At 73.0% G+C, this 7,043-nt stretch carries 5 protein-coding genes; 2 read left to right on the top strand and 3 right to left on the bottom strand.

Features of this window, described 5'->3' with window-relative positions:
- Positions 1–80: 80 nt before the first annotated feature.
- The 3 genes from DZF91_RS30725 to metH all read right to left on the bottom strand — a co-directional run bounded on the left by DZF91_RS30725 (position 81) and on the right by metH (position 5,119).
- Positions 81–512, bottom strand: a complete 432-nt coding sequence (locus DZF91_RS30725) for a hypothetical protein (protein ID WP_117360580.1) — start codon at positions 510–512, stop codon at positions 81–83.
- Between the two features lie 324 nt (positions 513–836).
- Entirely contained in the window at positions 837–1,502 is a 666-nt protein-coding gene (locus DZF91_RS30730) for an HAD family hydrolase (protein ID WP_199487007.1), read from the bottom strand.
- A gap of 137 nt (positions 1,503–1,639) precedes the next feature.
- Positions 1,640–5,119, bottom strand: a complete 3,480-nt coding sequence (metH, locus tag DZF91_RS30735; protein ID WP_117360581.1) for a methionine synthase — start codon at positions 5,117–5,119, stop codon at positions 1,640–1,642.
- 187 nt (positions 5,120–5,306) lie between these two features.
- On the opposite strand from metH, the gene DZF91_RS30740 reads away from it, so the two are divergent.
- Positions 5,307–5,765: a universal stress protein gene (locus tag DZF91_RS30740; RefSeq protein WP_117360582.1), complete on the top strand. Its 459-nt coding sequence runs from the start codon at positions 5,307–5,309 to the stop codon at positions 5,763–5,765.
- Between the two features lie 179 nt (positions 5,766–5,944).
- Positions 5,945–6,787: a PAC2 family protein gene (locus tag DZF91_RS30745; RefSeq protein ID WP_158588089.1), complete on the top strand. Its 843-nt coding sequence runs from the start codon at positions 5,945–5,947 to the stop codon at positions 6,785–6,787.
- Positions 6,788–7,043: the final 256 nt, after the last annotated feature.

Consider the following 7,043-nt stretch of genomic DNA (forward strand, 5'->3'; position numbering starts at 1 on the left):
CGGCCGTCTCGGACGGCGCCCGGCGCGGGGCGACGGGCGGGCGCGGCGGCGTGCCGTCCGGCCTCGCGCCGCGCGGCCCGTTACTTGATCCCGCGGTTGCGGAGGATGTCCTCGATCTCGGCGAGATCCGGGTCCGCCGCCGTCGGCGCGCCGCCGCCGACGGCCCCCTTGGGCGCCTTGCCGGCGCCCGTCCCGCGGTCCCGAGCCGCCTTCCGCGCGGCCTTCGACCCGTCACCCTCGGTCACCGACCGTCGGCTCAGGGCCGCGCCGGACGCCAGGTAGAGGACGACCGCGAGCCCGGCCACCGCCACACCCGCCCACTTCATCGGACTGAACACCAGATCGCTGAGGAACGAGGTCACCCCGGTCATCGCCGCGGCCAGGGGGATCAGCGACAGGGCGGCGCCGCGCGCGCCGGACGCCGCGCCCCTCCGCCGGTACACCCCCCAGCTGGCGACCAGGCCGACGAGCGTCACCCCCAGGCTGATCGCGAAAATGACTGCGTCGCTCATGGCGGCCCCCAGGGTCGGTCGTGCTGCTCTCCCGTCCCATCCTCACACGCGAAACGGCGGATGGGTCTCCTCCCCTCGGACGGTTCGTCCCGGTCCGCGGCTCCTCCTCGGGCGTGACCCGTCCCCGAGGGACCTCAGGGTCCCCCCTGGTCACACGCCGCCGAGGCGCCCCGGCCGTCCGGGCGCCGAGGGAGCCCAGCGCCGGTGGGCCGGGTGCCGAGGAGACGGGTGCCCGGAAGGTGGCGCCGAGGCGCTGAGAGGCTCGCACGGACGTTCGACGGCTCGCGGGCGAACTCCCGGACGATCCGGGGCGGAAGCCGCCTGTCAGGCGAACAGGGAGCGCAGGAACGGCACGTCGACGTCCTCCAGGGACCCCACGACCGTCCGGCCCGGCGCCGCGTCCAGCGCGACCACGCCGGGCACCGCGACCGTCCGGCAGCCCGCCGCCTCGGCGGACGCCAGCCCGCTCGGGGAGTCCTCCAGCACCGCGCAGCGCGGCGGGTCCACGCCGAGGCGCGCGCAGGCGGTCAGGTACGGCTCGGGGTGGGGCTTGGTGCGGGACACCTCGTCCCCGGCCAGCGTGAGGTCGAAGTGGTCGCGGCCGATGCCGTCCAGCGCGGGCTCCAGGAGCGCGCGGTGGCTGGAGGTGACCAGCGCCGTCGGCAGGCCCGCCGCGCGGACGTCGGTGAGCAGCTGCTTGGCGCCCGGCAGCAGCGGCACGTGGGTGCGCATGCGCTCGACCATTCCCGCGAGCAGGGTGCGCCCCACCCGCTCGGCCGGGACGTCGCTCCCGGCCCGCCGGACCATGTACTCCGACGCGACCGCCAGGTTCCCGCCGACCAGGTTCTCCTGGTCGGCGTGGGTCCAGACGCCGCCGAGCGACTCCATCACCTCGGACTCGACCTCGAACCACAGCCGCTCGGAGTCGATGAGGGTGCCGTCCATGTCGAACAGCACCGCCTGCGGATCCCCCTGCACGCCCAGCGTCACGCCGCCTGACCTCCTTCGTCCTGGATCGTCCAGGTTAGGTCAGGCGGCGCGTCCCGCCGAATCGGCTCCCGGCCGGCGGGGTCGGCCGGTGAGGCACCGATCAGGTGGTGGAGTACCGATCAGCTGGTGAGTGCGGATCAGGTGTTGAAGTACTTCGCCTCCGGGTGGTGGACGACCAGCGCGTCGGCCGACTGCTCGGGGGCCAGCTGCAGCTCCTCCGACAGGGTCACCCCGATCCGCTCCGGCCCGAGCAGCCGCACCAGCTTGGTGCGGTCCTCCAGGTCCGGGCAGGCGGCGTAGCCGAAGGAGTAGCGGGCGCCCCGGTAGCCGAGCTTGAAGAAGTCCTCGACGTCGCCGGAGTCCTCGCCGCCGAAGCCCAGCTCGGCGCGGATCCGCGCGTGCCAGTACTCCATCAGCGCCTCGGTGAGCTGCACCGACAGGCCGTGCAGCTCCAGGTAGTCGCGGTAGGCGTTCTTGGCGAACAGCTCCCCGGTCGCCTCGGCGATCCTCGACCCGACCGTGACCAGCTGGAACGCGGCGACGTCGGTCTCCCCCGACTCGCGGGAGCGGAAGAAGTCGGCCAGGCACAGGTGCCGGTCGCGGCGCTGGCGCGGGAAGGTGAACCGCTCCCGGTCCGAGCCGTCCTCGTTGAGGACGACCAGGTCGTCGCCCTCGGACACGGCCGGGTAGTAGCCGTACACGACGGCGGCCTCGATCAGGCCCTCGGTCTGGATGCGGTCGAGCCACATCCGCAGCCGGGGCCGCCCCTCGGTCTCGACCAGCTCCTCGTAGGACGGGCCGTCGCCGCCGCGCGCGGGCTTCAGGCCCCACTGCCCCATGAAGGTCGCGCGCTCGTCGAGGAAGGCGGCGTAGTCGGCGAGGGCGATGCCCTTGACGATGCGGTCGCCGAGGAACGGCGGCTTCGGCAGCTCGTTGTCGGCGGCGACGTCGGAGCGGGCGGGCATGTCCTCGGGCTCGGTGACCTTGAGGGTCGCGCCCTTGCGCACCCGGCGCTCGCGCAGCGGCGGCAGGGCCGCGCCCTCCACGCCGCGCTTGACGGCCATGAACGCGTCCATGAGCCGCAGCCCCTCGAACGCGTCGCGGGCGTAGCGGACCTGGCCGTCGAACAGGTCGGCGAGGTCCTGCTCGACGTAGGCGCGGGTGAGGGCGGCGCCGCCCAGCAGCACCGGCCAGTTCCCGGCGAGGCCGCGGCTGTTCAGCTCCTCCAGGTTCTCCTTCATGATCACCGTGGACTTCACCAGCAGCCCGGACATGCCGATCACGTCGGCGCGGTGCTCGCGGGCGGCGTCCAGGATCGCCGACATCGGCTGCTTGATGCCGATGTTCACGACCTCGTAGCCGTTGTTGGACAGGATGATGTCCACGAGGTTCTTGCCGATGTCGTGGACGTCGCCCTTGACGGTCGCGAGCACGATGCGGCCCTTGCCGCCGTCGCCCTCGACCTTCTCCATGTGCGGCTCGAGGTAGGCGACCGCGGTCTTCATCACCTCGGCGGACTGCAGCACGAACGGCAGCTGCATCTGGCCGGAGCCGAACAGCTCGCCGACGGTCTTCATGCCGTCCAGCAGGACGTCGTTGACGATCTCCAGCGCGGGGCGCTGGGTGAGCGCCTCGTCCAGGTCGGCGTTGAGGCCGTCCAGCTCGCCGTCCACGATGCGGCGCTTCAGCCGCTCCCACAGCGGCAGCGCGAGCAGCTCGGCGGCGCGGTCGGCCTTCATCGCGGCGGTGTCGACGCCCTCGAACAGCTCCATGAACCGGTGCAGCGGGTCGTAGCCGTCGCCGCGCCGGTCGTAGATCATGTCGAGCGCGACCTTGCGCTGCTCCTCCGGGATCCGGTTCATCGGCAGGATCTTGGAGGCGTGCACGATGGCCGAGTCGAGCCCGGCGTCCACGCACTCGTTCAGGAACACCGAGTTCAGGACGATGCGGGCGGCCGGGTTCAGGCCGAACGACACGTTCGACAGGCCGAGGGTGGTCTGGACGCCGGGGTGGAGGCGCTTCAGCTCGCGGATCGCGTCGATGGTCTCGACCGCGTCCCGGCGGGACTCCTCCTGGCCGGTGCCGATGGTGAAGGTCAGGGTGTCGATGATGATGTCGCCGACGTCCATGCCCCACTCGGAGGTCAGGTAGTCGATCAGCCGGACGGCGATCTCGACCTTCTTCTCGGCCGTACGGGCCTGGCCCTCCTCGTCGATGGTGAGCGCGACGACGCCCGCGCCGTGCTCCTTGACGGCGGGCATCAGCCGCGCCATCCGGGAGCCGGGGCCGTCGCCGTCCTCGAAGTTCACCGAGTTGATCACGGCGCGCCCGCCGAGCATCTCCAGGCCCGCGATGATCACGTCGACCTCGGTGGAGTCGAGCACGACCGGCAGCGTCGAGGCGGTCGCGAACCGGAACGCCAGCTCCTTCATGTCCGCGACGCCGTCGCGGCCGACGTAGTCGACGCACAGGTCCAGCATGTGCGCGCCGTCGCGGGCCTGGTCGCGGGCGATCTTCACGCAGTCGTCCCAGCGGCGCTCCAGCATCGCCTCGCGGAACGCCTTGGAGCCGTTGGCGTTGGTGCGCTCGCCGATCGCCAGGTAGGAGGTGTCCTGCCGGAACGGGACGTGCTGGTACAGCGACGCCGCGCCCGCCTCGTGCCGGGGGCGGCGGGCGGCGACCTCGCGGCCCCGGACCCGCTCGACGACCTTCGCCAGGTGCTCGGGGGTGGTGCCGCAGCAGCCGCCGACCAGCGACAGGCCGAACTCGCGGGTGAAGGTGTCGTGGGCGTCGGCCAGCTCGTCCGGGGTGAGCGGGTAGCGGGCGCCGTCGGAGGTCAGCTCGGGCAGGCCCGCGTTCGGCATGCAGCTCAGCCCGATCCGCGCGTGCCGGGCGAGGTAGCGCAGGTGCTCGCTCATCTCGGCGGGGCCGGTCGCGCAGTTCAGGCCGATCAGGTCGAGCTCCATCGGCTCCAGCGCCGTGAGCGCCGCGCCGATCTCCGAGCCCATCAGCATCGCGCCGTTCTGCTCGATGGTGACCTGGCCGATCAGGACGGTGTCGGTGCCGGCGGCGGCGATCGCGCGCTTGGCGCCGATCAGCGCGGCCTTGGCCTGCAGCAGGTCCTGGCAGGTCTCGACCAGGACGGCGTGCGCGCCGCCCTCGATGAGGCCCTCCGCGTTGCGCTGGTAGGCGTCGCGGAGTTCGGCGAACGGGACGTGCCCGAGGGTGGGCAGCTTGGTGCCGGGGCCGACCGAGCCGATCACCCAGCGGGGGCGGTCGGGGGTGCTGAACTCGTCGGCGATCTCGCGGGCCAGCCGCGCGCCCGCCTCGGCGAGCTCGAAGATCCGGTCGGTGATGCCGTACTCGCCGAGGTTGCCGAGGTTGGCGCCGAAGGTGTTGGTCTCGACGCAGTCGACCCCGGCCTCGAAGTAGGCGCGGTGGACCGAGCGGACGATGTCGGGACGGGTCACGTTCAGGATCTCGTTGCAGCCCTCGTGCCCCTGGAAGTCGTCCAGCGTGGGGCCGGCGTCCTGGAGCATCGTCCCCATGCCCCCGTCGGCCACGACGACGCGTTCTTTCAGGGCCTGGCGCAGGGAAGCCGCGGTGGGAGTGCTCATGGGGACCAACCCTATCGGGCCGGACTCCCCCGCCCGTCGGCCGTCCCCGTGGCGGACGCGTGATCGGACCGCTAACGTTCGGCCCGTGTCTACCAACGGGTAACGCGCCCGGACGCCCCGGTGCGCGGGCCCGGACGACGACCGCCGCGGGCGACGCGCGCCCCGGCGACGACAGCAGGGAGCGGCCGTGAGCGCCTACCGCACCATCCTCGTCGGCACCGACGGGTCGGACTCCTCGTTCCGCGCGGTCGACCGCGCCGCAGCGCTCGCCGCCGCCACCGGCGCGACGCTGCTGCTGGCGACCGCCTACAACCAGATGCCCGAGCGGCAGCGGCTGACGGCCGCCGACCAGCTCGGCGACCTCGCCTACAAGGTGCAGGGCTCCACGCCCGCCGAGGACGCGCTGCGCGCGGCGCGGGAGCGGGCCGTGGCGCAGGGCGCGACCGACATCGACCAGGTGGCGGTGGAGGGCGACGCGGTGGACGTGATCGCCCGGATCGCGCGGGACCGCCGGGCCGACCTGGTCGTCGTCGGCAACCGGGGACTGAACAGCCTCGCCGGCCGCATCCTCGGATCGGTCCCGGCGAACCTGTCGCACCGCTCCCCTGTCGACGTGCTGATCGTCCACACGACGGACGGGAAGTGACCCGATCGTGACGCGTCCGGGCCCGCCGGGCGAGCCCCGGCGAGGTCTGGAGCGGCGGGGGGTGGGTAGTTCTCGGTCAGGACGTAGGCTGACAGCCACCGATCATGAGCGGGGCCCCCGCCCCCGGGAATGGACGGTCCCCCGGTGACGCTGTACAGGGCGTCGGAAGGAGGCAGCGCGTGATCGAGCTAGAGGGCGTTCCGGAGCTGGTCGATCCGGTGGTGGTGGCCGCCTTTGAGGGGTGGAACGACGCGGGCGAGGCGGCCAGCGGGGTGATCACCCACCTCGAGAGCGTCTGGGACGCGACGCCGATCGCCGAACTCGACCCCGACGACTACTACGACTTCCAGGTCACCCGGCCGATGGTCGAGATGGTGGACGGCGAGACCCGCGGCATCTCCTGGCCCACCACCCGCGTGTCCCGAACCCGGCTCCCCTCGGGCCGGGACGTCGTGCTGATCCACGGCATCGAGCCGAACATGCGGTGGCGGTCGTTCTGCCGCGAGATCGTCGACAAGATCCACGAGCTGGGCGCGCGGCAGGTGGTGCTGCTCGGCGCGCTGCTCGCCGACGCCCCGCACACCCGGCCCGTCCCGGTGACCGGCGCGGCCAACGACGCGGCGATGGTCACCACCCTCAACCTGGAGCCCGCCCGCTACGAGGGTCCGACCGGCATCCTCGGGGTGCTGCAGGACGTGTGCGCCAAGGCGGAGCTCCCGACGGTGTCGCTGTGGGCGGCGGTGCCGCACTACGTCGCGCAGCCGCCGTCGCCGAAGGCGACCCTCGCCCTGCTGCGCCGGGTCGAGGACCTGCTGGACGTGGCGATCCCCCTGGGTGAGCTGCCGGAGGAGGCGCGCGCCTGGGAGAACGGCGTGAACGAGCTCGCCGAGGAGGACTCCGAGGTCGCCGAGTACGTCCGGACGCTGGAGGAGCAGAAGGACGCCACCGAGCTGCCCGAGGCGAGCGGCGACGCCATCGCCCGCGAGTTCGAACGCTACCTCCGCCGCCGCGACCCCGGCTGATCCCCGGGCCGCGCGGACGGATCGTCGGGGCCCTTGTCGACCGCAGGTCGGCAAGGGCTTTCGCATGCCGGAGAAGCGCTGCGGCCACCAGGGTTCTGAGCTTCCGGGCTCCTTGCGGACCGGGCGGACGTGCGCAAGTATTCACTTACCGGCCGTCCGGTCCCGCTCCCCGCCCGGGCGGCTCCCGCACCCCCCCGCGGAAGGAGCCCCCGTGTCCGCCCCGGTCCCCGCCCCGGCGCCCGTCCGGCCCCGCGAC

This window comes from Actinomadura logoneensis (assembly GCF_003428695.1).
Taxonomy (GTDB): Bacteria; Actinomycetota; Actinomycetes; order Streptosporangiales; family Streptosporangiaceae; genus Spirillospora; species Spirillospora logoneensis.

What these genes read in the sequence shown, in the direction of transcription:
- DZF91_RS30725 (WP_117360580.1), bottom strand. Translation starts at nt 512, where the DNA reads ATGAGCGACGCAGTCATTTTCGCGATCAGCCTGGGGGTGACGCTCGTC.
- metH (WP_117360581.1), bottom strand. Translation starts at nt 5,119, where the DNA reads ATGAGCACTCCCACCGCGGCTTCCCTGCGCCAGGCCCTGAAAGAACGC.